General features: G+C 73.3%; 25 protein-coding genes and 1 pseudogene. 11 read left to right on the top strand and 15 right to left on the bottom strand.

Annotation, left to right across the window (positions count from 1 at the left end; genetic code table 11):
* From A6V29_RS13000 to A6V29_RS13065, 14 genes and pseudogenes are all read right to left on the bottom strand, one after another.
* Positions 1 to 852, bottom strand: a pseudogene (locus A6V29_RS13000) (hypothetical protein); the annotation flags it as partial.
* Positions 849 to 1,799: a transglycosylase SLT domain-containing protein gene (locus A6V29_RS13005; protein ID WP_137160696.1), complete on the bottom strand. Its 951-nt coding sequence runs from the start codon at positions 1,797 to 1,799 to the stop codon at positions 849 to 851. The gene A6V29_RS13005 and the pseudogene A6V29_RS13000, both read right to left, overlap by 4 nt.
* Complete coding sequence (locus A6V29_RS13010) at positions 1,787 to 2,236, bottom strand: flagellar FliJ family protein (RefSeq protein ID WP_137160697.1); 450 nt, start codon at positions 2,234 to 2,236, stop codon at positions 1,787 to 1,789. Before A6V29_RS13010 ends, A6V29_RS13005 begins: the two co-directional genes overlap by 13 nt.
* Complete coding sequence (locus tag A6V29_RS13015) at positions 2,233 to 3,561, bottom strand: FliI/YscN family ATPase (protein WP_283956363.1); 1,329 nt, start codon at positions 3,559 to 3,561, stop codon at positions 2,233 to 2,235. The genes A6V29_RS13010 and A6V29_RS13015 overlap by 4 nt, the downstream gene beginning before the upstream one ends.
* Entirely contained in the window at positions 3,558 to 4,388 is an 831-nt protein-coding gene (locus A6V29_RS13020; protein WP_137160698.1) for a FliH/SctL family protein, read from the bottom strand. The genes A6V29_RS13015 and A6V29_RS13020 overlap by 4 nt, the downstream gene beginning before the upstream one ends.
* Entirely contained in the window at positions 4,372 to 5,445 is a 1,074-nt protein-coding gene (fliG, locus tag A6V29_RS13025; RefSeq protein WP_249933215.1) for a flagellar motor switch protein FliG, read from the bottom strand. Before fliG ends, A6V29_RS13020 begins: the two co-directional genes overlap by 17 nt.
* 2 nt (positions 5,446 to 5,447) lie before the next feature.
* A complete protein-coding gene (gene fliF / locus A6V29_RS13030) occupies positions 5,448 to 7,043 on the bottom strand; it encodes a flagellar basal-body MS-ring/collar protein FliF (protein ID WP_137160699.1) in 1,596 nt (531 codons plus the stop codon).
* Positions 7,043 to 7,366 (bottom strand): flagellar hook-basal body complex protein FliE, encoded by a 324-nt coding sequence (fliE, locus tag A6V29_RS13035; RefSeq protein WP_137160700.1) that lies wholly within the window; start codon positions 7,364 to 7,366, stop codon positions 7,043 to 7,045. Before fliE ends, fliF begins: the two co-directional genes overlap by 1 nt.
* 2 nt (positions 7,367 to 7,368) lie before the next feature.
* Positions 7,369 to 7,773 (bottom strand): flagellar basal body rod protein FlgC, encoded by a 405-nt coding sequence (gene flgC / locus A6V29_RS13040; RefSeq protein ID WP_212719367.1) that lies wholly within the window; start codon positions 7,771 to 7,773, stop codon positions 7,369 to 7,371.
* Between the two features lies 1 nt (position 7,774).
* Entirely contained in the window at positions 7,775 to 8,179 is a 405-nt protein-coding gene (flgB, locus tag A6V29_RS13045) for a flagellar basal body rod protein FlgB (protein ID WP_249933207.1), read from the bottom strand.
* A gap of 320 nt (positions 8,180 to 8,499) precedes the next feature.
* Complete coding sequence (locus A6V29_RS13050; protein ID WP_249933208.1) at positions 8,500 to 8,916, bottom strand: hypothetical protein; 417 nt, start codon at positions 8,914 to 8,916, stop codon at positions 8,500 to 8,502.
* A gap of 14 nt (positions 8,917 to 8,930) precedes the next feature.
* On the bottom strand, positions 8,931 to 9,317 hold the full coding sequence (gene fliS / locus A6V29_RS13055) for a flagellar export chaperone FliS (RefSeq protein WP_137160703.1): 387 nt from the start codon (positions 9,315 to 9,317) through the stop codon (positions 8,931 to 8,933).
* A 32-nt stretch (positions 9,318 to 9,349) separates the two neighbouring features.
* Positions 9,350 to 10,738 (bottom strand): flagellar filament capping protein FliD, encoded by a 1,389-nt coding sequence (gene fliD, locus A6V29_RS13060; protein ID WP_137160704.1) that lies wholly within the window; start codon positions 10,736 to 10,738, stop codon positions 9,350 to 9,352.
* Positions 10,739 to 10,845: 107 nt separating this feature from the next.
* Positions 10,846 to 11,682 carry a flagellin N-terminal helical domain-containing protein gene (locus A6V29_RS13065; protein ID WP_137160705.1) on the bottom strand — a complete coding sequence of 279 codons (837 nt, stop codon included), beginning with the start codon at positions 11,680 to 11,682 and terminating at the stop codon, positions 10,846 to 10,848.
* A 344-nt stretch (positions 11,683 to 12,026) separates the two neighbouring features.
* Between A6V29_RS13065 and A6V29_RS13070 the strand changes: the two genes are divergently transcribed.
* A complete protein-coding gene (locus A6V29_RS13070) occupies positions 12,027 to 13,100 on the top strand; it encodes a glycosyltransferase family protein (protein WP_137160706.1) in 1,074 nt (357 codons plus the stop codon).
* A gap of 95 nt (positions 13,101 to 13,195) precedes the next feature.
* On the opposite strand, the gene A6V29_RS13075 is transcribed toward A6V29_RS13070, so the two are convergent.
* Positions 13,196 to 14,176 (bottom strand): sigma-70 family RNA polymerase sigma factor, encoded by a 981-nt coding sequence (locus tag A6V29_RS13075; RefSeq protein ID WP_137160707.1) that lies wholly within the window; start codon positions 14,174 to 14,176, stop codon positions 13,196 to 13,198.
* A gap of 189 nt (positions 14,177 to 14,365) precedes the next feature.
* Here A6V29_RS13075 and A6V29_RS13080 point away from each other — a divergent pair, with 189 nt between their 5' ends.
* From A6V29_RS13080 to A6V29_RS13125, 10 genes are all read left to right on the top strand, one after another.
* Positions 14,366 to 14,848, top strand: coding sequence for a flagellar protein FlgN (locus tag A6V29_RS13080; protein ID WP_137160708.1), 483 nt, complete (start codon positions 14,366 to 14,368; stop codon positions 14,846 to 14,848).
* On the top strand, positions 14,845 to 16,251 hold the full coding sequence (gene flgK, locus A6V29_RS13085; RefSeq protein WP_137160709.1) for a flagellar hook-associated protein FlgK: 1,407 nt from the start codon (positions 14,845 to 14,847) through the stop codon (positions 16,249 to 16,251). The genes A6V29_RS13080 and flgK overlap by 4 nt, the downstream gene beginning before the upstream one ends.
* Before the next feature lie 5 nt (positions 16,252 to 16,256).
* Complete coding sequence (flgL, locus tag A6V29_RS13090; protein ID WP_137160710.1) at positions 16,257 to 17,135, top strand: flagellar hook-associated protein FlgL; 879 nt, start codon at positions 16,257 to 16,259, stop codon at positions 17,133 to 17,135.
* A gap of 49 nt (positions 17,136 to 17,184) precedes the next feature.
* Positions 17,185 to 17,655 (top strand): flagellar assembly protein FliW, encoded by a 471-nt coding sequence (gene fliW / locus A6V29_RS13095; protein ID WP_137160711.1) that lies wholly within the window; start codon positions 17,185 to 17,187, stop codon positions 17,653 to 17,655.
* Between the two features lie 86 nt (positions 17,656 to 17,741).
* The gene (gene csrA, locus A6V29_RS21960; RefSeq protein ID WP_137160712.1) at positions 17,742 to 18,017 is read left to right on the top strand and encodes a carbon storage regulator CsrA; all 276 of its coding nucleotides are present in this window, start codon (positions 17,742 to 17,744) and stop codon (positions 18,015 to 18,017) included.
* Positions 18,018 to 18,218: 201 nt separating this feature from the next.
* Positions 18,219 to 18,701 carry a hypothetical protein gene (locus A6V29_RS13105; RefSeq protein ID WP_137160713.1) on the top strand — a complete coding sequence of 161 codons (483 nt, stop codon included), beginning with the start codon at positions 18,219 to 18,221 and terminating at the stop codon, positions 18,699 to 18,701.
* A 74-nt stretch (positions 18,702 to 18,775) separates the two neighbouring features.
* The gene (locus tag A6V29_RS13110) at positions 18,776 to 19,876 is read left to right on the top strand and encodes a sigma-70 family RNA polymerase sigma factor (RefSeq protein ID WP_249933209.1); all 1,101 of its coding nucleotides are present in this window, start codon (positions 18,776 to 18,778) and stop codon (positions 19,874 to 19,876) included.
* A gap of 157 nt (positions 19,877 to 20,033) precedes the next feature.
* The gene (locus A6V29_RS13115) at positions 20,034 to 21,029 is read left to right on the top strand and encodes a hypothetical protein (protein WP_137160714.1); all 996 of its coding nucleotides are present in this window, start codon (positions 20,034 to 20,036) and stop codon (positions 21,027 to 21,029) included.
* Positions 21,030 to 21,262: 233 nt separating this feature from the next.
* Positions 21,263 to 21,607, top strand: coding sequence for a hypothetical protein (locus A6V29_RS13120; protein WP_137160715.1), 345 nt, complete (start codon positions 21,263 to 21,265; stop codon positions 21,605 to 21,607).
* Positions 21,604 to 22,368: a hypothetical protein gene (locus A6V29_RS13125; RefSeq protein ID WP_137160716.1), complete on the top strand. Its 765-nt coding sequence runs from the start codon at positions 21,604 to 21,606 to the stop codon at positions 22,366 to 22,368. The genes A6V29_RS13120 and A6V29_RS13125 overlap by 4 nt, the downstream gene beginning before the upstream one ends.
* Positions 22,369 to 22,380: the final 12 nt, after the last annotated feature.

Consider the following 22,380-nt stretch of genomic DNA (forward strand, 5'->3'; position numbering starts at 1 on the left):
GTGGTCGCGGCGACGGGCGGGGCAGCCGCGGCGGCGGTGGCGACGGTGGGCTCGCCGCCGTCGGCCGCAGGAGCAGGTGCCGGGGAGGGGGTGCCGGTGCCGGGCGGCTCCGGTCGCTCCGGTCGCTCCGGTGGCTGCGGTGGCCGGTGCGGTCCCCGGCGTCGGCTCGCTGGTCGACGCGGAGGGGGCGGTGGCCGGCTGGGGGACCGCCGCGGTCACGGTCGCCTCGGTCGCCGGAGCGCCGGCGATCACCGCTCCCGGTGCAGGGACGCCGGCTACTGCAGGGGAGGCGCTCGCCGCCGGTGCATCGGCTCGTGCGGCGACCACGCCGGGCGGCAGGCCGGTCGCGACGGCGGGTGCCGTCGCGGGAGAGCCCGGTGCGGCCGGTGCGGGGACCTCGGGTCCGGTCGGCGCGGTGGGCGCGGCGGGCACGTCCCCTCCGGTGGAGACCGCACCCGCCGCGACGGCGGTCGTGGTCCCGGCGGTACCGCCGCCCACGCCGGGCACGCCGGGCACGGCGGCGGGGACCGCGTCGCCGGCCGTCGCCGTCGCGGGCTGGCCGGTGCTCTGCTGCGCGCCCAGGGCCAAGGCCCACACCGCGACGGTGAGCCCCGCCGTGGCGGCGGTCTCCGCCGCGCCGTCGACGTCGCCGGGCACGCCCTGCCCACCCGGCTGCCCGGTGCCCTCTCCAGCGCCGTCCGCGGCGTCCTCCACCGGGGCGCGTCCGTCGGACAGGACGCCGTCGAGCGCGGAGGCGAAGGGCGCGGCGCTGTCGGCCTTCCCGGGCTCGGTGGCGCCTCCGCCCGTGGGTGGACGCGTCGTCGGTGCGGCCGGGAGCACAGGGGTCGTCATCGGTAGGCCTCCGCCTTGCTCATCACTGAGCGGACGTAGTTCTGGGTCTCGGCATAGGGCGGGATCCCGCCGTAGCGGTTGACGGTGCCCGGGCCGGCGTTGTAGGCGGCCAGGGCCAGCTCGGTCGAGCCGAACTGCTGGGTGAGGTTCTTCAGGTAGCGCGCGGCGCCGTCGACGGCCGAGGCCGGGTCGAGCGGGTTCACGCCGAGGCCCTGGGCGGTCGCGGGCATGAACTGCATGAGGCCCTGGGCGCCGGCGGGGGAGACCGCCCGGGCGTCGAAGTTGGACTCGACCGACGCGACGGCGGCCAGGAGTGCGGGGTCGACGCCGTGGCGGCCCGCCGCACCCGTGAACAGGTTGGCGTACGGGACACCGGCGACCCCGCCGCCGCCCGGGGTGGCCGGGACGCCGCCGGCGGGGAGGACGCGGCGGATGGCGGTCGGCCGCCCGACGTCCTGCACCTTCACCACCTCGCCGGGCTGCGGGGCGGCGATCATCTGGCCGTTGCCGATGTAGATGCCGACGTGGTCGATCCCCGGCCGGGACGGGGTGTTGTCGAAGAACACGAGGTCCCCAGGGCGGGCCTCGGCGAGGGAGGCCACGGCCGTGCCGCTGGTCGCCTGCTGCGACGACGTGCGCGGGAGGCTGATGCCGAGGTTGCCGTAGACGAGCTGGACGAGGCCGGAGCAGTCCAGCCCCTTCGCCGGGTCGGTGCCACCCCAGAGGTAGGGCACCCCCAGGTACTTGCCGGCCTCGGCCACCACGGCGGTCTCCGACGCGGTGCCGGCCGCGCCGGAGACGTGGCTGCCGGCCGTCGAGCCGGTGCCGGTGAGGCCGGCGGCCGCGGCTGCCGACGCCCAACCGCGCGTGCTGGCGGGAGCGACGACCGGCGCGAAGCGGGCGTGGATCTCGCTGATCCGGGTCTGCACCGAGGTCAGGGCGTCCACGGCACCTCCCCGGGCGTGCCCCGGCCGGCCCGACCGGTGACCAGGTCGTCGACGGCGCGCTCCTCGGCCGCCAGCTCCGCGATCAGCTGCTGTTCCAGGTGGCGCTCGCGGAGTCGCTCCAGCCCCCTGGTCCGCTGCGCGGCCGCCGTCCACAGCGCGCGGACCGCCTCCGCCTGCTCCGCCGACGCCGTCGCCGCCGCCCGCGCGTCGGAGGCGTCGGTGGCGGCGACGCGCAGCAGCGTCATCGCCGCGCGGAAGTCCTCGGACGACGACGTGCGGGGCAGGGTGGCCGCCGCCAGCGCCGTCTCGTACGCCGTCGCCTGGCGGGCGGCCTCGGCCGCGGCGCGCGCCGCCTCGGCGGACGCCACCGCGGCAGCGCGCTCCTGGGTGCGGCGCAGCTCGAGGACCGCCTGCAGCCGGAAGGTGGAGCGCTTCACGGTGCCCGCACGATCCGCTGGAGCCAGGCCCAGGCCTCGGCCGCCGGCGTCGACTCGCCCATGGGCTGCTGGAGGAACGCCTCGATCTGCGGCGCGAGCTCGCGGGCGCGGTCGACCAGCGGGTCGCTCCCCGCCTGGTAGGCGCCGATCTCGACGAGCTCCTTGACGTCGCGGAGGGCACCCATCAGCCGGCGGATCTCGCGCGCGTCGGCCATCTGCGGCGGCGGGATCACCGCGGTGGCCACGCGGGAGATCGACTCCAGGACGTCGACGGCGGGGAAGTGGCCGACGGTCGCCAGCTTGCGGGTGAGCACGATGTGGCCGTCCAGGATGGAGCGGGCGGTGTCGGCGATCGGCTCGTTGTGGTCGTCGCCCTCGACCAGCACGGTGTACAGCCCGGTGATCGAGCCGGTCGCGCCGGTGCCGGCCTTCTCCAGCAGCTGCGGCATCATCGCGAAGACGCTCGGCGGGTAGCCGCGGGTGGCCGGCGGTTCGCCGGCCGAGAGGCCCACCTCGCGCTGGGCCATCGCGGTGCGGGTGATCGAGTCCATGAGCAGCAGCACGTCGCGGCCCTGGTCGCGGAAGGCCTCGGCGATCCGGGTGGCCACGAACGCGGCCTTCAGCCGGACCAGCGGTGGCTCGTCGGAGGTGGCGACGACGACGACGGTGCGCGCCATCCCCTCCGCCCCGAGGTTCTCCTCGAGGAACTCGCGGACCTCGCGACCACGCTCGCCGATCAGCCCGATGACCCGGACGTCGGCGTCGGTGCCGCGGGTGATCTGCGCGAGCAGGCTCGACTTGCCGACGCCGGAGCCCGCGAAGATGCCGAGGCGCTGGCCCTTGCCGCAGGGCACGAGGGTGTCCAGGGCGCGGACCCCGAAGGTGAGCGGCTCCTCGACGCGGGTGCGGGACAGCGCATGCGGCGTCTCGCTGGCGAGGTCGACCCACGAGACGCGCGAGGCCAGCGGCGGACCGCCGTCCACCGGCCGGCCCAGGCCGTCGAGCACCCGGCCCAGCAGCGCCTCCCCGACCGGGACCTGCAGCGGCAGACCGGTGGCCCGCACGGGGGCTCCGGAGTGGATGCCCGACAGCGTGCCCAGGGGCATGCAGGTGAGCCGGTCACGGCCCACGGCGACGACCTCCGCGAGCAGCGGGCGCGGCCCGTGACCCACCTCGACCAGGTCCCCGACGGCGGCCACGATGCCGTCGACGGTCAGGGTGAGCCCCATGGCGCCGGTGACGACGCCGGTGACCTGCGGGCGGGCGGCGACGCGGGCCCGAGCCATCAAGCTGGGCGGGATCACCGGCGCGGCGGAGAGGGTCACGGCGCCAACACCGACTGAACTCGCTGTACGGCGGCGACGAGTTGCGCGTCGATGCGGCGGGACCCGCTCTCGGCGACCGCGCCGGCCCGCTCGATCGCCGGGTCGGCGACCACCCGCACCGACGCGGGCAGCTCCTCGAGCGCATCGGCCGGGATCTCGGCCAGGTCGTCCGGGTGCACCCGCACCACGGCTGGAGCGTCGGCGGGGCACAGCGTGAGGGCGCGGCGCACCGCGTCGAGGACGGGGGAGTCGGCCAGGGCGAGCTCCCGGCCCACCAGGTCCTCGACCAGCGTCAGGACCGAGGCCAGGATCGTCTCGCGGATCTCCTCGGCCGTGGGCTGCGCGGCCTCGTCCAGGCGGCTCGCGGCGGCGCCGAGCGCCGCGGTGGCCGAGGCGATCCGGCGCTCCCACTTCTCCTGCGTCGCCGTGAGGCGCTCGACGGCGGCGCGCTCCGCTTCGGCGACCACGTCGGCGGCGGCGGTCATCCCTTCCGCGTGGCCGGCGGCGTATCCCTCGGCGTGGGCGCGGGCGCGCAGCCGCTCCAGTTCCTCGGCGTACACCTCGCCGAGCCGGAAGGTCGGCCGGCTGCCGGCGACCGGCTGGTCCTCGGCCCGCCGCACGGTCATGCGTCGCTCGATCGGCGCGGCCTGCGGCGGGATGCCCGGTGCGGGGGGCGCTCCTCCGGGCGACTGCCGGTAGGGGCGGGCCCCCACGGCCGCGCCGCCCCGCAGGACGGCGCCCTCCCGCGGGGGCCGGGGCGCGGGGAGACCGCCCGCCTCGCCGCCCCGCAGCACGACCGGGCGGGAGGTCTCAGGCGACGAACTCATCGTCCCCGCCGCGCGAGATGGTGAGGACACCCTGTTCCTCGAGGGTGCGGATGATGCCGACGACCTTGGCCTGGGCCTCCTCGACGGTGCGCGTGCGCACCGGGCCGAGCAGCTCGATCTCCTCGGCGAGGTTCTCGGCGGCGCGCTCCGAGAGGTTCCGCGTGACCTTGTCCCGCACGTCGGGCCGGACGCCCTTGAGCGCGGTGGCCAGGTCGTTGGCCTCCACCTCGCGCAGCACCAGCTGCAGCGACCTGTCGTCGATCGTGACGATGTCCTCGAAGACGAACATCTGCGACCGGACCTGCTCGGCGAGCTCGGGGTCGGTGCTGTCCAGCCACTCGAGGATCGAGCGCTCGGTCGGCCGCGGCGAGCGGTTGATGATCTCGACGAGGGCCTCCACACCCCCGGCGGTGGACATGTCCTGGTGCGCCAGGATCGAGCCCATCCGCCGGCCCAGCTCCTCCTCGACGAGGCGGACCATCTCCGGGGACGTGCGGTCCATCGTGGCGATCCGGTGGGCGACCTCGGCCTGCTGCTCGGGGGCGAACCCGGAGAGCACCTCGGCCGACTGGGCGGCCGGGAGGTGGGCGAGGACGAGCGCGATGATCTGGGCGTGCTCGTCCTTGAGGAAGGTGACGAGCTGGCGGACGTCGGCGTTCCGGAGCGAGGCGAAGGGCACCTCGGTGTAGACGACGTTGAGCCGCGACAGGATGCCCTCGGCCTTGTCCTCGCCCAGGCCCGCGGCCAGGATCTCGCGGGCGAAGTCGACGCCGCCGCGGCCGATGAAGTGCTGGGCGGTCATGAGGCCGTGGAACTCGTTCATGACGTCGTCGACGTCCTCGACCTCGACCGATCCGAGCCGCATGAGCTCGCGGGTCAGGGACTCGACCTCGCGCGGGCGCAGCTTGGACAGCAGGACGCCGGCCTCCTCCTTGCTCATCTGGGCGAGGAAGACGGCCGCCTTGCGCAGCCCGGGCAGCTCGGGGCGCGGCGGAGGCGGTGGCACGGCGGGCAGGTTGCCCCCGGTGGCCGCCAGCAGCTGGTCCATCCCGGCCATCGTCACGACTTGTTCTCCGTCAGCCAGCCGCGCAGCATCGCCGCGACCTCGTCGGGTCGCTCGCTCACCATGGCGGAGATCTCGCCGCGCACCTTCTGCCGCTCGGCGGCCTCCAGCTCGGCGGCGGCGTTGTCGATGGGCGCCTCGCGCGTGCTGGCGATCCGGATGCGGTCCAGCTCGGCGAGCATGTCGTCGGTCAGCTCGAGCGGCTCGTAGTCCTCCTCGATCTCCTGGCCGCCGCGGCGGGAGCGCAGCCAGACGACCAGGACGACGAGCGCGATGCCGGCGGCGATCCCCCCGGTGCGGATCATCGACCACATCTGCTCGCTGGCCTCGGCCTCGCGGGCGGCCTCCATCTCGGCGGCCGCCTGGTCCGCGGCGGTGGTGTCGAACGGCATCGAGGCCACGGTGATCGCGTCGCCGCGCGCCTGGTCCAGGCCGACGGCGTTGCTCACCAGGGCGCTGATCTGGCCCTGCGGCAGGTTCCCCGCGACAGCCTCGTCCATGACGACCGAGACCGTGAGGCGGTTGAGCCCACCGGGAGCGCCCTGCTCCACGGTCATGGTCTCGTTGACGGAGTTGTTCGTGGTGCTCGACTCCTTGGTGTAGGTGGAGTCGCCGCCCCCGGCGTTGCCGGCGGCGTCGGGCATGTTCTCCGGCCCGAGGACGCCACCCACGATGGCGCCACCCGCGCCGGTGTAGTTCTCGGTGGTGGTGCTCTCCGACGTCGGTGGCGTGCCCTCGTCGTAGGTGTAGGTCTTCGACGTGGACTCGCGCTGGTCGAGGTCGACGTCGGCGCGGACCGACACGACGGCGCGGTTCGGGCCGAGCACCCGGTCGAGGATCTGCTGGGCGTTGGCCGCCAGGCGGGTCTGCGTCTCCAGCTCGATCTGCGAGCGGGCGTCGCCGGCGGCCGCGGTCACCCCGGCACCGGGGCTGGCCAGCACCTGACCGCTGGCGTCGGTGACAGTGACCTGGTCGGGGCTCATGTCCGGGACGCTGGAGGAGACCAGGTTGGTGACCGCCTGGATCTGCTCGCCGGACAGCGTGGTGCCGGCCGTGAGCTGCAGCAGGACCGACGCGGTGGGGGAGGCCTTCTCGCGGACGAAGACCTCCTCCTTGGGCAGGGCCACGTGGACGATGGCCTGCTGGACGCCCTCGAGGGACTTGAGCGTCCGGGACAGCTCACCTTCCAGCGCCCGCTGGTAGGTGACCTGCTGCTGGAACTCGCTGGTGGTGATGCCCTGCTCGTCGAGCAGCGCGTACCCGGTGTCCGACCCCGACGGCAGGCCCTTGCCGCTCATCTGCAGCCGCAGGTCGTACACGGCGTCCTTGGCCACCAGGATCGTCTGGCCGCCGTCGCTCAGCTCGTAGGCGACGCCGCCGGCGTTGAGCTCCTCGACGATCGCCGCGGCGTCGCTGGAGGACAGGTTGGAGAACAGCGGCGCCTGGGTGGGGGTGGTGATCCACCGGGAGAAGAAGAACCCGCCGAGGAGCAGCCCGGCGAGCAGGAGGCCGATGACGACCTTCTGTCCCAGGCTGATCGTGGCGAACGCGGAGCGGGCACGCTCCAGCGTCCCGGCGAGTGCCGTCTTCATCAGATGGGCATCCTCATGATCTCGTTGAAGGCCTCAACGGCCTTGTTCTTGATGCCCACGACCATCTCGACCGCCAGGGATGCCTCGCTCCTGGCGATCATGTAGTCGTGCACGTCCTTCAGGTCGCCGGTGGCGGCCTGGGCGGCCAGCCCGTCGGCGCTCGCCTGCGTGGCCTGCAGCTGGTCGAACGTCGAGGCGAGGACCGAGGAGAAGGCGTCCCCGCCGCCGGCCGTCCGGGCGGTCGCCGTGGTGTCGATGCCGGCGACCCCGCCGGTGCCGAAGGCGGCGCCGATCCCCGGGATGCCGCTGATCGGGAAGGTCATGGTCAGCCCTTCCCGAGCTGCAGCGCGGCCTGGTAGGCGGCCGTCGCCCGCTCGACCACGGCGAGGTTCGCCTGGTATCCGCGCTGCGCCATGATCATCTGGGACATCTGGTCACCCAGGTCGATGTCCGGGTACTTGACGTAGCCCTCCGCGTCGGCGAGCGGGTGGTCCGGCTGGTAGACCAGCCGGCCCTCGGGGTTGCCGAACTCGGCGCGGGCGACGCGGACCCCACCCTCACCGGTGCCGTAGTCCACGGCCCGGGCGACGATCATGCGCTGCTGGAAGGCGTCCTCGTTCGTCCGGGACACGGTGTTGACGTTGGAGATGTTGTCCGAGACGGCGTCCAGCCACTTGCGGTGCGCCAGCAGGCCGGACCCGGAGATGCCGAAGGTGTCGAAGATGGCCACGTCACTGCGTCCTGAGCGCCGTGCGGATGGAGTTGTACTTGCCGTCCAGCGCGCTGAGCGCGAGCTGGTAGCGCAGCCCGGTCTCCGTCGCGATGAGCGTCTCCGCATCGAGGTTGACGTTGTTCCCGTTCGTGTTCGTGGGCTCCAGGGAGCGGGCGACCGAGCCTCCGCTGATCTGCGGTGTCTCACCGGAGCGCAGCGCGCCGCGCAGCGAGGACTCGAAGTCGGTGCGCCCGGCCAGGAAGCCGGGCGTGTTGACGTTGGCGATGTTGTCGGCGGTGACGCGCTGGCGCTGCGCCAGGCCGGACAGCGCGGCGTGCAGCGCCGCCGGTGTGATCTCGCCGATCACGAGGACGGCCGCCAGGGAGAGCGGGACACGATCGACCTCCGGGTATGCGGAAGGCACTCGCGAGCGAGTGGAGGGTCCGCCGATCCGTGGCGAGGTGGTGCTGTCCGTGCAGGTTCTTCATCGGCACCCGGGCTCCGTCGACTGACCGGATCACCGCCACGCGAGGGTCAGCGGTGGGAGCAGGGAGAGGTGGGGCGGGTGTGACCCACGGTGACCTGGCCGTGTCCCGCGTCGACTGGGACGGGGGAGTTGGCACCTTCCGTGGTGGATCGCTCCCGGAGGGACCTGTTTCCGCGGAGGAGCACGAAGCCCCGCCTCCGGCGGGGGCCGGCGGCGGGGCGGGAGAGACGGGGCCAGGGAGGTGGAGCTGGGTCGGGCTAGAGCCCGCGGTCGATGAACGACGCGACCGGGCGGGTCGGCGCGTACGACATCCGGGCGGCGAGGTCGCGCTGCTTCTGCGACTGCGTGATCCGCTCGACGAGCTGCTCGGCCACCGCGAGCTGGTGCTGCAGCAGGCGGGCGGCGCGTTCGCGCAGGTTCTCGGGGAGCGGTCCGAGGTCGTTCGGCGGGACCCAGTCCTCCGTGCGGCGTCCCCACGTGGCGATCTCCTCGGACCGGTTGCGAGCCAGCGCCGCCTCGGCGTCGAGGACGTCGCCCTCGAGCTCGTCGAGCGCCTCCTGCCAGTCCTGGGGCTTGCGCCGGCGATCACGGTCACCAGCGCTCGCGAGCGCCCGCGCCTCGGCGGCGGGCGCGTAGGGGCTGAACCCGAACCCCGCGGCGGCCGTGCCGCTCACCGGGCTCACGCCGGTCATGACGGAGCGCCGGCCAGCGACGCCGCGGCCTGCCGCCACGCGTCGCGGAGGGGCTCGACCACCTGGCGGCAGGAACCGATCCGGTTCGCGTCCTGCTTGATGCTCGCCTGGGTGAGCTCCTGGATCAGCCACTCGTACAGGGCAGCCAGGCGGGGGCCGCCCTCCCAGACGTCGACCCGCAGGCTGGCCAGCAGCTCGAAGATGATCGCCTGCGCGTGCTCGATCTGCTCGCGCGCCTCGTGCGGGTCGCGGGCACCGATGGCGATCTGCGCCCGCTCGAGGTCCAGCGCGAGCCGGTCGTAGAGCATCACCAGCAGCTGCTGGGGGGAGGCGGTGGCGACCGAGTCGCCCAGGTAGCGGGCGCGCAGGGCGGCAGCGCTCATGGGGATGGGCTCCTAGTGTCTGGGCGAGGGGGTCAGGACTTCTTCTGGGACGTGCCCAGGCTCGACAGCTGCGCAGCCAGCCAGTTCCCCTGGTTCTGCATCGTCTGCAGCGCCGTCTCCATGGCGGTGTACTGGCGGCTGAGCGTGCTCCGCCGGAGCTCGAGCCGCCGGTCCCAGTCCGCGATCCGGTCCTCCAGGTCTCTCGCCCGGGAGTCGCTGCTCTTGGCCAGCGTGGCCAGCGTGCCGGTCGTCGAGTCGGAGGCGGACTTCGCCAGGTCCAGCAGCTTGGCGGCGATGCCGACGGCGGCCGTGCCGTTGTCCCCGGTCGTGGCGAGGTCGCCGTCCGCGCCGCCGGTGGCCGCCACCGCGGTGAACATGCGCTGGGCGATCGCGGGGTCGGCGGTGAGCTTGGCCGTGAAGGCCTCCTTGTCGAAGGAGAAGCGGCCGTCACGGGTGAGCTCGAGGCCGACGGCGGACGCGGAGCCGTCGCCGCCGACCGCGTAGGCGAGGACGTCGAGGACGCGGCTGGACAGCTGACGCAGGGTGCTGTTGCCCTTCAGCCCGCCGGTGGGCGCGGTGTAGGACGAGATCGCCTCGAGCAGCCCGTTGGCCGCGTTGACCAGGGATTCGACTTTCTTGGTCGTCGCCTCGGGGTCGGCGGCGACGGTGAGCGTGACGTCGTCGGCCGGCGCGGAGACGGTGATCGTCGTGCCGTCGAGCAGGCCGGTGAAGGTGTTGGTGGCCGAGCTCATCGTGTAACCGGAGCCGGGGTCGCCCACGGTGATCTCGGCGTTGCGGCCCTGGCTGACGACGTCGAAGTCGCCGGGGGCACCCACGGTGAACGCGGACGCGGCGCCGGTCTTGGTGCTGGTGATCTGCAGCCGGTACTCGGTGTCGGACACCTTGACGGCGCTGGCCGTGAGGCCCAGGTCGCTGCGGGCGTTGATGGCGGCTGCGGCCTCGGCGAGCGTGGCGGTGCCGTCGCTGTTGCGGTCCAGCGCCAGGGACGTGGTCGTCCCGCCGACGGTGATCTCCAGCGTCGAGGCGCCGTAGGCCAGGTCGGAGGCGGTCTGGTCACCGGTCGCCGTCCACGTCCCGCTGCTGACCACCGCGTGCGCACGCGCGACCTGGTCGACGCTGAACGTGACGGTCCCGGCGCTGGCAGAGGCGCTGCTGACGGCGACGACGGAGCTCGAGGAGGTCGACGGCTTGACCTGCTGCCAGGCAGCGTCCTTCATGAGCCCCTCGGCGGCGGTCCGCAGGGCGTCGAAGCGGGTGTTGATCGCTCGGTAGGCGGCGGCCTGCGACTGGGTCGCCGACAGCTGCTGCTTCAGCAGCCGCTGAGGGTTGCTCTCGATCGCGATCAGCTGGTCGACGATCGCGGCCGTGTCCAGACCGGACACCAGGCCACCGACGCTCATGCCGGCCACTGTGCCTCCAAGATCTCAGGGTTCCGTGCGCGGTGAGGGGGGAGACCCGCGGTCTCCCCCCTCACCGGTGGTGCGGTGGTGCTCAGGCCTCAGGCCTGTCAGCCGAGCAGCTTCAGGATGTTCTGCGAAGCGGCGTTGGCCTGGGCGAGCATCGACGTGCCCGCCTGGGCCAGGATCTGGTTCCGGGAGAAGTTGGTCATCTCCTGGGCCATGTCCGTGTCCCGGATGCGGGACTCCGACGCCTGCAGGTTCTCCTGGGTGACGCTCAGGTTCTTGACCGTGTGCTCGAACCGGTTCTGCAGAGCACCGAGGTCGGCGCGAGCGGTCGACACCTCCTTGATGGCCTCGTCGATCGCGTCGATCGCGGCCGCAGCACCGCTGGCGGTGGACAGGTCCACGCCGCTGAGGCCGAGGTCGGCGGCGTCGAAGCCCTCGCCCGAGGCGCCCGACTCGATGCTCACCGAGATGGTGTCGCCCGAGGCGTAGCCGACCTGGAAGTCCACCGACGAGAAGCTGCCGTCGAGCAGGTTCACGTTGTTGAAGGTGGTCTTGTTGGCGATGCGGTCGAGCTCGTCCGACAGCGCGGTGGCCTCGGCGTTGAGGGCGTTGCGCGAGTCGGTGTCGTTGCTGCCGTTGGCCGACTGGACGGCCAGGTCGCGCATGCGCTGCAGGATGGCGTGCGTCTCGGTGAGCGCACCTTCAGCGGTCTGCACGACGGAGATGCCGTCCTGCGTGTTGCGGATGGCGACCTTGAGGCCACCGATCTGCGAGCGCAGACCCTCGGAGATGGCGAGACCGGCCGCGTCGTCGGCGGCACGGTTGATGCGGTAGCCCGAGGAGAGCTTCTCCAGCGACTTGCTCAGCTGGTTGTCGGTGTTCGACAGGTTGCGGTACGAGTTGAGTGCCGCGATGTTCGTGTTGACGCTGAGACCCATGGTGTTCCTCCTTGGACTGGGGTCTTGCTGTTCTCGATCCGCTGGCATCCGTGCTGGCGGGGTGGTGCACTCCCGACTACGGCCGGAGCGGGCGGTTCCTTGACCCCAATCGGGAACTTTCTCGTCCCCGCATCCCCCGAACGGTGGAACCCGGGCGGCCCCCGGCGTCGGGGCCGTGGCGATTGGCACGACCTGCCAACTGGCGCGGGAGACATTGGCCCGCCGTGCGCTTCGCTGCCGCCGGGCGACGGTCGGGGGTCCCGTAGCGTCCGCCGAGCGCCGCGGCGCGATCCGCTGACGACGGCGCGGACGCCGGCGCGTCCCCTGACCGGAAGGGTCCGACGATGCACGTCCTGCTGTCCCACTCGAAGTTTGCCGGCTCCCGGTACTACCGGATGGAGGAGCCGGTGCGCGCCGTCCTGGACGCGGGCGTCGGCATCACCGCGGAGCTGCGCTACGGCCTGCCCACCACGATGAGCGGCCCGGCCAAGCTGGCCTCGTCCGAGGTGCTGGCCGTCGACGCGGGCGACGCCGACGTGGTCGTGCTGCAGCTGCCGAAGACCAAGGCGCAGCTGGACATGGTCCGGGTGCTGCAGGCGCAGGGGGTCGCCGTCGTGGTGGAGATGGACGACCTGTTCTCCGACGTCGCCTACGGACACCTCGGCTACCGCGTCCTCACGAAGGCCAACGTCGACAAGTGGGCCCGGGCCTGCGCCCGCGAGGCGGATTTCGTCACCGTCTCCTCGCAGCTGCTCCTCGAGGAGTACGCCCCGCACGGTCGCGGCATGGTCATCCCCAACGCCATGCCGCGCCGGAACGTCGAGCTCCCGCCGGCCTACGAGCGCGAGACCGACGTGGTGACGGTCGGCTGGACCGGATCGGTGGCCAGCCACCCGTACGACCTGCAGGTGATGGAGTCCGGACTGCAGCGGGCGCTGGACGACCACCCCGGACGCAGCCGGTTCGCGATCCTCGGCCAGGCCTTCGACGCGCGGAAGCGGTTGTTCCTCAAGGACGACCCGCTGGAGATCTCGTGGATCAAGAGCGTCGACGAGTACGTCGCCGCGATCGGCGAGGTGCTCGACGTCGGGGTCGCACCGCTGCGGGTCGACCGCTTCAACACGGCCAAGAGCTGGCTCAAGGTGATGGAGTACTCGGGCCGGGGCGTCTTCTCCGTCCGGTCCGCGACCGCCGAGTACGAGCGGCTGGGCCTGGGCATGCGGGCCAAGCGCCCCCGCGACTGGGCCGCCCACCTCAGCCGGGCGATCGGTGACGCCGACTTCCGTCGCGAGACCGCGGCGGCCGCGCACCAGGAGGTCCTCGCCAAGCACCTCACCGAGCACACCGCCGAGCTGTGGGCCACGGCCTGGCGCCGCGCCGCGGACAATCGGGCCCGGAGCCGGCGCATCGGCGCCTGACGAGGCGGACGACGAGAGGGCGGGAGCACCGGGGGACCGGTGCTCCCGCCCTCTCGTGCGTCGGGGCTCCGTGGAGCCGGTGCGCGTCCGAGGAGTCAGGCCGTCCGGGGCGCCGGACGGAGGGCCGTCGCCCAGGGGTTCGCGCCGGCGGGTGCCCGTCGGGGCGGGGGAGGCAGGGGAGCGCTGCGCCCGGCCACCCGGTCGACGTAGCTGCGCTGCTGGTTGCGAGCCCGCACCCCGCCCTGCGCGGGTACCGCGGTGCCGTCCCAGACCTCGCTCATCGCCGCGTGCAGCAGGGTGAGTGCCCGGGCGCGCATCTGCGAGACCCGCGACAGGGTCACCCCGAGGTCCTCCGCGATCTCGGTCAGGGATTCGTCACCGAAGAAGTTCCGCTCGACGACCTCGTCGAGCCGGTCGGGCAGCGCACGGATCGCCTCGTGCAGGTAGCGCGCGAGCTCGCCGCGCAGCAGCGCCCGCTCGGGGGACTCGCCGGTGTCGGGGAGGTCCAGCGAGCCGCCGGCGTCACCGGTCTCGGCGTCGATGCTGACCATCACCGCGCGGTGGACGTCGACCTGGAGGCTGTCGAGCTCGGCGCGCGGCACGCCCAACGCCTCGGCCAGCTCCTCCCGCGTCGGGGGACGGCCGAGGGAGATGGTGAGCGCGTCGGCCGTGGCGTCGGTGCGTCGCGCGGCCGCGCGCACCGAGCGGCTGGCCCAGTCGCCGGAGCGCAACTCGTCGAGGACGGCACCCTGGAGGCGGGCGAGCGCGTAGGTCGCGAACGAGGCGCCCGCAGAGGGGTCGAAGCGCTTGGCCACCTCGACCAGCGCCACGTGGGCGCAGGAGACCAGGTCGTCGCGGCTGACGTGCGCGGGCAGCGAGATGCGCGCCGCGACGGCGTTCACGGCGAAGGTGGCCAGCGGCAGGTGCGCGGTGACCAGGGCGTCGATCTCGGCCTGGTCGCGACCGGGCCCGGCGGTCGACTTCGACGGATGCGGTGTGCGTCCGGACGCGGTTCGCTCGCTGGGGATCCGCTCGCGCCGGGAGCGCTCGGACGCGAGTGCACGGGCTGGGCTCACGTCCTTCTTCTCGGCTGACCGGAGCGGGGGTGGCACCGCCCATCGGCAACTTTCCGCCGGTACTTGAGCCCTCCTCGCCCGCTCGGCTTGAGGCGGCGGCCTCGGGTGCCGAAGCCAGCACCGACGAGGGTGTGCGCCGACCGGCTTCCGGGGCGCGACCGGCACGAGACACGGAGAGGCGGTGGACGCGTGGACTACCAGCACCTGTCGACGTTGCTGTGGCGGGAGCAGGAGCTCCTGGACCTCCTGCTGTTCAAGGCGGAAGAGAAGCAGTACCTGATCGTCACCGGGAAGACCCGCTGGCTGGCGCGGATCGCGCACGAGATCGAGGTCGTCCTCGAGCAGCTGCGCACCCTCGAGGTGGAGCGGGCGGCGGTCACCGAGGCGATCGCCGCCGCCATCGGCCTGGAGGCCAACCCGTCGCTGAAGCAGGTGGCGGAGGCCTCGCCGGCGCCGTGGAACGACCTGCTCGCCAAGCACCACGAGGCCCTCCTCGGGCTCGTCACCGACCTGCGCAGCCTCTCCGACGCCAACCGCGAGCTGATCGAGGGCGGGCTGGCCGCCATCGGCGACACGCTCATCCAGACCCGCGCGGCATCGGGCACCTACGGCTCCACCGGCCGGCACGACGACGGCAACCACCGCGCGGTCACCCTGGACGGCGCCCTGTGAGCGGCACCTTCAGCGGGCTGAACGCCGCCACGACGGCGCTCTGGGCGCAGCGGCGCGCCCTGGACGTCGCCGGCCAGAACATCGCCAACGTCAACACCGACGGCTACAGCCGGCAGCGGGCCGAGATGCGCGCGATCGGCGGCAGCGCCGTCCCGGCGTTCTACTCGACCAGTGACGGCATCGGCGGGGGCGTCTCGGTCGAGCAGGTCATCCGGATCCGCGACGCGTTCCTCGAGGGGCGCGGGCACACCGAGCACGCCAACTACGCCCGCCTCAGCACCCAGGCCGCGGCGCTGGAGCAGGTGGAGACGGCCTTCCGGGAGCCCGGCGAGTACGGCATCCAGAGCCTGATGGCCGACATGTGGGACGGGTGGGAGGCCGTGAGCAACGGCCCGGACACCGATGCCACCCGGGCGCAGGTCCTCCAGCAGATGAAGGCGCTGGTCGGCGGCCTGCACTTCGCCTCCGCCTCGCTCGATGCCCAGTGGGAGGTCACCCGGGAGAACCTGTCGGTCCTGGTGGACGACGTGAACGCGGCCGCCACCACCATCGCCGACCTCAACCAGGCCATCCAGCGGGCCACCCAGAACGGGTTGCCGGCCAACGACCTGCACGACCAGCGCGATCTGCTGGTCATGAAGCTGGCCGACCAGGTCGGTGCCACCGTCCGCCCGAGCAAGGACGGCATGCTCGACGTCATCGTCGGCGGCATCGTGCTCGTGGCGGGCTCCAGTTCGGCCAAGGTGGCGCTGGCCGGCAGCTCGGACATGGCCGGTGCGCCCGGGGACAAGGTCCGGCTGGTCACCGCGGCGGGGAACCTCACGGTGAACCCCGACGGCACGGCCGCCGGCCAGTTGTCCGCTCTCAACACGATCTTCCCGGACTACCAGGCCGATCTCGACGCGCTGGCCAAGGGGATCGCCGACGCGGTCAACGCCGTGCACCGCACGGCCTTCGACCGGAACGGCGTCGCCGGCGGGGACGTCTTCGTCTTCTCCGGCACCGGGCCGGACGTCACCGCCACCAACATCCAGGTGGCGTTCGACGACCCGGCCCTGATCGCCGCCTCCGGCATCGGCGGCGCGGCCAACACCGACAACAGCAAGGCCGACGAGATCGCCCAGCTGCGCACCAAGGCCGGCGGTCCGGACGCGACGTACCGCGCGCTGGTCGTCCAGCTCGGCGTGGAGGCCGCCGTGGCCAACCGCGGGGTGGAGATCCAGCAGGTGATCACCAGCCAGGTCGACGCGGCCCGCGAGTCGGTCGCCGGCGTCAACATCGACGAGGAGATGACCAACATGCTCTCGTACCAGCACGCCTACGCGGCGGCCGCCCGGCTGGTCAGCGCGGTCGACGAGATGCTCGACGTGCTGATCAACCGCACCGGCCGCGTGGGGCTGTGATCTGAGTGCGGATCACCCAGCGTGCCGTCACGCTCACCAGCCTGCAGGGCCTCAACCGGAACCTGGACTCCCTGGCGAAGCTGCAGCAGCAGCTCACGTCGGGCAAGGCGATCAGCCGGCCCTCGGACTCGCCGACCGGCACGAACTCCGCCATGCAGACGCGCGCCGAGCAGGCGACGGTGGCGCAGCAGAACCGCAACGTGACCGACGCGAAGGCATGGTTGGAGCAGGGCAGCTCCACGCTGATGGAGATGATGGAGGTCACCCAGCGGATCCGGAACCTCACCTTGCAGGGCCTCAACGGTTCGGCCTCCGAGACCAGCCGCGAGGCGTTGGCCACCGAGGTGGCATCGCTGCGTGACGGCCTGCTCAACATGGCCAACACCAAGGTCATGGGCCGGCCGCTGTTCGGCGGCGTCACCGCCGGGCAGATCGCCTACGACCCTGCCGGCACCTTCGTCGGGGACGACCGCGGCGAGGTGCTGCGGCGGGTCTCCGACAGCGAGCTGCTCCGGGTGGACATCAGCGGACCGCAGGCGTTCGGCACCGGCGCCGACAACCTGTTCGTGGTCGTGGGCCGCATCGCCGACGACCTGATCAACGACCCGGGGAACCTCGACACCGACCTGGCGGCCCTGGACGCGGCGTTCAAGACGATGCAGAGCGCCGTCGCGGACGTGGGGGCCCGGGGGTCCCGGCTGGAGCAGGCCGAGCAGGTGAACCTCGATCGGGAACTGGTGCTGCGCACGCAGCTCGACGCGGTCGAGGGGATCGACCTGCCGAAGACGATCATGGACGTGCAGATGAAGCAGATGGGCTACGAAGCGGCGCTGGCCGCGACGGCGAAGGCCATCTCGCCCACGCTGCTGGACTACCTCCGCTGATGGACGGCCGCACCGCCCCCGCGGCCGTTCCTCCGCAGAGGGAGGCGGCATGACGCCGTCCCCGGCGACCCTGGCCGCGCGCACGCACGCCCCCGCGTGCGCGCCGGTCCGGGGACGCCCTGCCCGCGGGGCCGCCACCATCCAGGTGCTGGCCCTCACCGAGCCCCTCCCGGGCTTCCCCGCCCACCGGGACTACGCCCTGGTGCCGGCGGACACCACCGGCCTGCTCTCCTGGTTGCAGGCCGTCGCCCCGGACGGACCGCGACTGCTGGTGGCGCGGGCGGAGGCGTGGTTCCCCGACTACGCGCCCGCCCTGCCGGCGGCGGTCCGGACCGAACTCGGTCTGACCGGCGGAGCCGCCCCGGACGTGTACTGCGTCCTGACGGTGCCGGACGGGGACGTCATCTCGGCGACGGCGAACCTGCGGGCGCCCGTGGTGGTCCATCCGGCCACCGGTCGGGCGCGCCAGGTGCTCCTGTCCGACGCGACACATCCCGTCCGGAGGCCCGTGCGCCGATAACACACCGGACGGGGCGAGAACCGCGCCCCCGCACGTACGACCAGCACGCCACGGACGGCCACAGCGAACCCATGGAGGGGTAGCAGATGCTCACACTCACCCGCAGCGTCGGAGAGACGATCCGCATCGGCGACGACATCGAGGTCCACGTCGTCGAGGTGCGCGGAGGAACGGTCCGGCTGGGCTTCAAGGCCCCGCGCGAGGTCGCGATCCACCGCGAGGAGGTCTACCGGCAGATCGCCGAGGCCAACCGCCTGGCGGCGCAGGTGACCGCCGACAGCATCGGCGCGCTCGCTGCCTTCGCTCCCGCCGCTCCTCCGGACGAGCAGGCGGAGCCGGCACCCGCGGAGCGCCCTGCCTGACGAGATCACCACAGATCCGGCCTGGCCACGTCGGCTGGTGTTGCCCGAATGCTCATCACGACGCTCGCCGTCGCAGCGACACGGGCAACATCTGCCGAAGTGGGCGCTCAGAAGTGCGCATGACACGGCGAGTGTTGTGCCCTCGGTTGTCGAGTGCATAGGGCAGATTTTCCCCCAAGCAAGTGACAGGGGGCGATCAAGGTGCAACACAACGCAATCAGCGCGCAGGCCGACGTCGAACACGGCGGCGAGCAGGAGTCCGTGGTGGTCCACGTCCAGCTCCGGCCGCGCCGCGGCGCCACCCGCAAGTGCCTGGCTGCCCTCGCGTCGCTCGCCGCAGAGCACGAGGACGTCTCGTTCGCCGTCTCCGGGCTCAGCAAGGACGACCGGGTCGTGCGCGTGACGGTCGGCGTCGATCTCGGGCCGCGGACGGCGGTGGCGAAGTTCTCGCCGCAGGCGCAGGCCGCCTACGCGTTCGTCAGCGCCCTCTTCACGTCGTTGTACGACCACATGCCGGTCTACGTGGCCGAGCCCAGCCAGGTCGAGCGCGCCGCGGCCGCCGTCCTGCTCGAGCGGGCGGCCGGCGGTGCCGCGCCCGCCGACGTCGTGGAGTCGCTGCCCGCCACCGGCACCGCGGTCCCCAACCCGCGCCCCGCCGGCCCGGGGGAGCGCATCCCGGCCTGACGGCCGGCTCCCGAGCGTCTTCGCAGGCCTCCTTCCCCGTGGCCTGTTCTTCCTCGTAGTGCCCAGGAGTTCCGGTGTCCGAGATCCTCGCGTCCGCCCCGCCCGTCCACGATCCCCGAGCCCGCGTCCGCCAGCCCCTCGTCTTCGGTGGCATCCCCGAGGCGGAGGGGTGGGCGCTCGCGCCCATCACCGCTCGGGACCGCGTGCACTTCCGCGTCGACCGGGAGCTGCCGCTGGAGGAGTTCCGGGCGGACCTGCCCGACGGCGTCACGGTGAGCTACGACCAGGGCGACGGGCTCTACCGGGTCGACGGCGCCCGCGGCTCGGCGTCGGTGTTGGCCGACTGGGTGCGGGCCTGGTGCGCGCGGCACGGCTGCTCCACCGTGGGGCTGCGCGCCGAGACCGACGTGCGTCGGCGGGCGCCGAGGGACCTGCCCCCGGAGTTCCTGGCCGACCTGTGCCGACACTACGGGCCGGTCAGCCTCAAGCGGCTGCAGCGCAACATGAGCACGATCCGGCTGCACCTGCCCGACCCGGACGACCTCGGCCAGCAGGTGTACGAGTGGGTGCTCAAGGCCGTCGCGCAGTTCGACGAGACCAAGTCGGTCCCGTTCGGCGCGTTCCTCGCCACGCAGCTGTCCAAGTGGGTGCACGACCTGGGCCGCAACGCCCACGGGCGCACCGCCGCGGACACCGAGCACAAGCAGCAGAAGGCCATCGCCGCCTTCATCGCCGAGCACCAGCGCCGGCCCAGCGAGAAGGAGCTCGCCGACTTCATGGGGCAGAGCGTGGCGACCCTGCGGCGCAACTCGCAGACCGTCGCCACCCTCAACGGCCTGCGCAACCTGCAGTCCCTGGACGGCGGGCCGGACGCGACCGAGATCCTGCTGCCGGACTCCGGTGAGGCGCCCGACGAGATCATGGGCGAGGCGGAGCAGACGCTGCTGTCCCACGCGCTCACGGCGGCCTGCGCCCCCGATCCCGACGCGCGCCGCGACCAGCGCGCCGGCCAGCCCAACGTGCTCGGCTGGGCCACCTGGTACCTGACCACGTGGGGCGGGCAGACCAAGACGCAGCTGTCGGCGGAGCTGAACACCTCGGTGCGGAACATGAACGTGTACGCCGACCGGGTGGAGCGCGCGCTGAAGGCCCGCCTCGCCGAACTGGCCGACTAACCGCTTCTCCGTGTTGATCAGGAGGCCTGGTCGTTCCGGGACTTCCCTCGCCGTCGACCGCGGGGGAGGTCCCGGAACGGCGAGGTAGGACGGCGGTTGTCCACAGCCGACGGCGCCGCCGCCCCGCCGTCCCGGCCGTCGACTCCACACTTCCTCCGTGCACCCGGAACTGAGCGCCGCCGCCCGCCTCGGCGTCTTCACCAGCCAGGAGGCGCTGCGGGCCGGCTACGACGTCGAGGACATCCGCTCCGAGCTGCGTAGCCGGCGATGGTCGCGCCTCCGCAAAGGCGTCTACATCGCCACCGACGAGCTGGCGACGGCGACCGACCGGGATCGGCACCTGATCGACTGCGTCGCGGTCCTGCTCGGCCTCGCCGACCGCCCGGTGCTCAGCCACGCCTCGGCGGCGCGGCTGCACGAACTGATCGTCCCCCGATCGGCCTCGGACGAGGTGCGGCTCACCACGACCGGGCAGTGGCGCCGCGGCCGCCGCTACCGCGTGGCCCAGGCCGCGCTGGTGGCGGGGGAGACCACGCCGTGGCTGGAGTTCGCGGCCACGTCGGTCGCCCGCACCCTGGTCGACTGTGCCCGGGAGTGGTCGGTGACCGACGCCGTCGTCGCCATGGACTCGGCCATCAACGAGCGCAAGGTGACTCGCGCCGAGCTCCTCGAGGCGGTGCTCGGCGGGCGCCACCGGGTCGGGATCGCGAAGGCGGCCCGGGCGTTGGGGCTGGCCGACGGGCGCGCGGAATCGGCCCTGGAGACGAGGGGTCGGTTGGCCATCCTGGCCGCCGGGCTGCCACGACCCGAACTGCAGGTCGAGATCCACGACGACGGCGGTCGCTTCCTCGGGCGGGTGGATGCCTGGTACGAGGACGCCGCGGTCGCCATCGAGTTCGACGGACTGGTGAAGTACACCGACCCGCGCTACGCATCCTCGGCCGGCCAGGTGCTGTGGCTCGAGAAGCGGCGCGAGGACGCCATGCGCGCACGCGGCATCCGGTTCGTCCGCATCGGGAACGCCGACCTCGGCCCGCCCTGGACGGAGACTGCTGGCCAGATCGGCGCGCTGCTCGCCGCTCCCTTCATCGGGCTCCGTCGCTTCCGGGCCGTCCGCACCGACGAGCCCGACGGGGCCTCGGACGTCGCCTGACGCCCGCCGGCGCCCTCCTCCCTCGTCGCTCCGTCACCTCCCTCGCGGTCGACCACGAGGGAGGTCCCCGGATGACCAGGAGGGCTGATCATCATCGGGCGAGGCAAAACGTGGCGGTGGAGGGGTCCATCCGGGTCGTGCGCTGCCGATATCCACCTCGTGACGCCACGCCCCAGCACCCGCGACCTCGCAGGTGCTGTCGGCGCGGCGAAGGTGTTCCGGGGTGACGTCCGATGAGCGCGGAACCGGCCGCCGGGTCGGGGGCGGAGGTGCTCGTCCCGCACTGGCTCGCCGCCGCGGAACGCGCCCAGCTGGCCACCGCGGTGCGGACGGCGCTGGGCGACCCGGCCGTCCACCCGGTCGCCCGCATCCACCTCGAGGACGTCCTCACCGAACTGCACGTGGCGGCCGCCCGCGACGCCGTGTGGCCGGCGCCGGCGGCGCGGGTCCGGCTGGCCACCGGCTGGGACGCCGACGTGCTGCCGGTGCGGCTGAGCACCGCCGAGGTGTCGGCCGTCCTCTCGGTCCCCGCGCTGCCCGCAGCGCTCCGCGTCCGGCTGGCCGGGGACGGGGCGTGACCACCTCGGCCTCTCGCAGCTCCGGCAGTGGTCTGCTGCAACGGCTGCGCCCGGTGCCCGTCGACGTCGCCGACCTGCTCGAGGTGGCCGAGGCGGTGCTGCCCGCCCTGAGCGGCCCGCGCCTGCGGGTGGACCTCGTGCGGCGGACGGCGAGCGGCACCGTCGTCGTCCTGGAGGAGCACGAGCGCAGCCTGCGGGTCGGACTGCTCGAACTCGCCGACGAGCTGACCCGCGCCGGGGTGGCACCGACCCACGACTCGATCGCTGCCGCCCTGGTCGCCTGGGTGGACCGGCGTCCGGTGACCGACGCGAGCGCCGCGACCGACGGCGTCGCCGTCCTCGACTGGACCGACGGGCGGCGGACCTCGGTGGGCTGGCGGGTGGTCGTCCGCCGCGGGCAGTCGGCACTGCCGTGGAGCCCGGTGAGCGGGAGCTCCGCCGACGACGTGCGGCGCACGCGCGCGGCCGCGCTGGGGCGCTCGCGCGAGGTCGACCTCGCCCTGCGGGTGGAGGGCCCGGTGGCGCTGTGGTCCCACGCGTCGGTGCCGATCCTGGCGACGACGGTGCTGGCCGCCCCCGACCGGATGCTCGCCCGCGTGGTCGCCGCCGGCCTCCCCGCCGACGACGTGCACGTGGTGGTCACCCCGCACCGGCCGGTCGCCTGCGCGGGCCGCGGCGTGGCCGCTCGGCTGTCCGGCGAGACGACCGAGGCCAGCGTGACCCTCGCGTGGTCGGAGCTCGCCGACCTGCCCTGGCTCTAGGACCACGCCCGG

It is taken from the genome of Blastococcus sp. CCUG 61487 (assembly GCF_005222955.1).
Lineage (GTDB): Bacteria > Actinomycetota > Actinomycetes > Mycobacteriales > Geodermatophilaceae > Blastococcus.

Excerpts from the sequence above, each read along its gene's own strand:
- fliD (WP_137160704.1), bottom strand. The coding sequence starts at position 10,738 with ATGAGCGTCGGTGGCCTGGTGTCCGGTCTGGACACGGCCGCGATCGTC.
- csrA (WP_137160712.1), top strand. The coding sequence starts at position 17,742 with ATGCTCACACTCACCCGCAGCGTCGGAGAGACGATCCGCATCGGCGAC.
- fliG (WP_249933215.1), bottom strand. The coding sequence starts at position 5,445 with ATGGCCGGGATGGACCAGCTGCTGGCGGCCACCGGGGGCAACCTGCCC.
- A6V29_RS13120 (WP_137160715.1), top strand. The coding sequence starts at position 21,263 with ATGAGCGCGGAACCGGCCGCCGGGTCGGGGGCGGAGGTGCTCGTCCCG.
- fliE (WP_137160700.1), bottom strand. The coding sequence starts at position 7,366 with ATGACCTTCCCGATCAGCGGCATCCCGGGGATCGGCGCCGCCTTCGGC.
- fliS (WP_137160703.1), bottom strand. The coding sequence starts at position 9,317 with ATGAGCGCTGCCGCCCTGCGCGCCCGCTACCTGGGCGACTCGGTCGCC.
- A6V29_RS13065 (WP_137160705.1), bottom strand. The coding sequence starts at position 11,682 with ATGGGTCTCAGCGTCAACACGAACATCGCGGCACTCAACTCGTACCGC.
- A6V29_RS13020 (WP_137160698.1), bottom strand. The coding sequence starts at position 4,388 with ATGAGTTCGTCGCCTGAGACCTCCCGCCCGGTCGTGCTGCGGGGCGGC.
- fliF (WP_137160699.1), bottom strand. The coding sequence starts at position 7,043 with ATGAAGACGGCACTCGCCGGGACGCTGGAGCGTGCCCGCTCCGCGTTC.
- fliW (WP_137160711.1), top strand. The coding sequence starts at position 17,185 with ATGACGCCGTCCCCGGCGACCCTGGCCGCGCGCACGCACGCCCCCGCG.
- A6V29_RS13070 (WP_137160706.1), top strand. The coding sequence starts at position 12,027 with ATGCACGTCCTGCTGTCCCACTCGAAGTTTGCCGGCTCCCGGTACTAC.